General features: G+C 68.3%; 3 protein-coding genes. All 3 read right to left on the bottom strand.

Annotation, left to right across the window (positions count from 1 at the left end; all coding sequences use genetic code 11):
* Positions 1–679, bottom strand: a 679-nt coding sequence (locus ACWELQ_RS42910) for a DUF4185 domain-containing protein (RefSeq protein ID WP_452402720.1), incomplete at its 3' end; no start/stop codon positions are given.
* A 116-nt stretch (positions 680–795) separates the two neighbouring features.
* On the bottom strand, positions 796–1,914 hold the full coding sequence (locus ACWELQ_RS42905) for a BTAD domain-containing putative transcriptional regulator (protein WP_452402719.1): 1,119 nt from the start codon (positions 1,912–1,914) through the stop codon (positions 796–798).
* A gap of 92 nt (positions 1,915–2,006) precedes the next feature.
* Positions 2,007–2,775 (bottom strand): class II fructose-bisphosphate aldolase (fbaA, locus tag ACWELQ_RS42900; protein ID WP_452402718.1); only part of this gene is annotated, 769 nt, incomplete at its 5' end.

The following is a 2,775-nucleotide window of genomic DNA, read 5'->3' as shown; positions in this document are numbered from 1 at the left end:
GCAGATTCGAGCGCCAGTCCTCACCCATGCCGCCCGGCGGATGGAAGTCGCGGCCCACGGTGTCGCCGAAGGCGATGGCGATCTCGTCGGGCGCGCTCTGCCACATGATGCCGAGGTCGGTGCCCTGCACCTGCCAGCGCTTGTCGGTGCGGTTGACCGAGTTCGCGCCGGTCAGCTTGGCCACCTCGGACACGTCCGAGACCTGCGGGGTGGGTCGCGCGGGCACTTGCGCGGCGGCCTCGACCGGCGGGTTGGCCGGGGCGGGGCCGGGCGGCAGCGGCTGCGGATTCGGGTTGGGGAACGCGAAATTGAACGGCTGCGGCCGGATGATCAATTTCGGCAGCCCGAGCTGCTGCGCCAGATCCGGTGCGGCAGCGGGCTGATCGGTGAGATCGGGGCACGGGTTGACGCACGGATCCGACGGCAGATCCATCTTCACGCGTTTCAGGTTCTCCGGCGGCGGCCCCGGATCGACCGTGACCACCGGATACACCACCGGCACCTCGAGGGTCTTGGGGACCAGTGCCTCGTGTGTCGGCTTGGCCTCGGTGGCGCACGGCCCGGTACCCGGAACGGCTTGTGCCGCTACCGGATCCGCCGCCGCCATCCGATCCATACCGACGAGCACACCCGCCCCGAAGATCACCGCCCCCGCAGCTGCGACCAGCCGCTTGGCCATCCACACAACCTCTCGACAATCGGGCTTCCCGGACACGTCCGGGCAGAGACCCTACCCGCCGAATCGGGCGAACCGCCGGTACTCGGCCGAACTCGATCGAATCGAGACAGCGAGTTTCAGCGCAACGCCTGGAAGGTGAGCACCGTGGTCCCGATCCGGATGGCGTCCCCGTCCGCCAGTACGGCGGCGGATTCGATGGACTCCTCGTTGATGTAGATCCCGTTGGCGGAGTGCAGATCCTTGATGAGCAGACCGGCCCGGCTGGGCGTGATCTGCGCGTGGTAACGGCTCGCCTTGGGGTCGTCGAGCACCAGGTCGTTGTCGGTCATGCGGCCGATCTTCATGCCGTTCGGACCGATCGGAATCGTGCGCCCGTCGACCAGGCGCAACTGCCCGGCCCGCACCGCGCGCGGCATCTCGGTGACGGTCTCGGTCATGGCCTTGGCCATGCGTTCGACCTCGTGAATCTGCCCGGTGCTCAACGGTTCCTGGCGCAGCACCTTCTGCTCCAGCGCGATCAGCGCGGGACCGGGATCGATGCCCAGCTCGTCGGCGAGCACCGTGCGCACCCGGCGGCACGCCTCCAGCGCGTCGGCCTGCCGGTCCGACAGGTACAGCGCGGTGATGAGCTGCGCCCACAGCGGTTCCCGCAGCGGATGCGTATTGGTCATCGACACCAGCTCGCCGACCACCGAAGACGCACGGCCCAGGGCGATTTCGGAATCGATGCGGGCGGAGGCGACCAGCAGCCGCTCCTCGTCCATGGCGGTGGCGAAGCTCTCCGCGAAACCGAGGCCGGACAGGTCGTCCAGCGCGCGGCCGCTCCACTCGGCCAGCGCCTCACCGTAGAGCCGCGACGCGGTGTTGGGATCGCCGATCGAGGCGGCCTCCGAACCCTCGCGGCGCAGCGTCTCGAAACGGCCCAGATCGCACTCGTCGTCCTCGATTTCGAGGCGGTACCCGGAGGATTCGGTGCGCAGCAGCGCCACCGGATCGACCCCGGCGGTGCGCAGGGTCTTGCGAATATTGGAAACGAACACCTGCAGGCTGGCCTGATAGGAGTCCGGCGGATCGTCGTTCCAGACGATGTCCGCCAGTGCCTGTGAGGACACCGCCCGTCGCCGGTTCACGGTCAGCGCCGCCAGCAGCGCACGCGGCTTGGGGCCACCGACCGGCACGGACCGACCGGCGACCAACAGCTGCACGGGGCCCAGGACCCGTACATCGACAGTCATGCCACCTGCCTCGAATAGAGACCGCGGCGCGCCCGCCGCTCGAAAATTGCCGGGGATGCCGCCCATTCGAGCGGAATCCCCGACCGTTGAGCTTACTTGGCGCTGATCGAGCGTCCCGCCGAGTTCAGATCGTTGCAGGCTTCGACGACGCGGGCGGCCATCGAGGTCTCCGCCTTCTTGAGGTAGCTGCGCGGGTCGTAGACCTTCTTGTTGCCGACCTCGCCGTCGATCTTCAGCACGCCGTCGTAGTTGGCGAACATGTGGCCGGCCACCGGGCGGGTGAAGGCGTACTGGGTGTCGGTGTCGACGTTCATCTTCACCACGCCGTAGCGCAGCGAGTCCTCGATCTCCGACTTCAGCGAGCCCGAGCCGCCGTGGAAGACGAAGTCGAACGGCTGCGCGTCCGCGCCCAGGCCGAGCTTGGCGGCGGCCACGCGCTGGCCCTCGGCCAGCACCTCGGGCTTGAGCACCACATTGCCGGGCTTGTAGACGCCGTGCACGTTGCCGAAGGTGGCGGCCAGCAGGTACTTGCCGTTCTCGCCCGCGCCCAGCGCGTCGATGGTCTTCTCGAAGTCCTCGGGCGAGGTGTAGAGCTTGTCGTTGATCTCGGCCTCGACGCCGTCCTCTTCACCGCCGACGACGCCGATCTCGACCTCGAGGATGATGTTCGCCGCGTGCGCCTGCTTGAGCAGCTCCTTGGCGATCTCCAGGTTCTCGTCGATCGGGATCGCCGAGCCGTCCCACATGTGCGACTGGAACAGCGGGTGGGCAGATGGTGCTGCACCATCCGCTCTTGCCCCGGTACAGCAGGCCACCGGTGAAGGCGGCCACGAGTACGGCCGCCAGTACGATCCCGGCCGC

Source organism: Nocardia sp. NPDC004722 (assembly GCF_053601505.1).
This window is presented reverse-complemented; position numbering and strand designations above follow the sequence as displayed.

Excerpts from the sequence above, each read along its gene's own strand:
- ACWELQ_RS42905 (WP_452402719.1), bottom strand. The coding sequence starts at position 1,914 with ATGACTGTCGATGTACGGGTCCTGGGCCCCGTGCAGCTGTTGGTCGCC.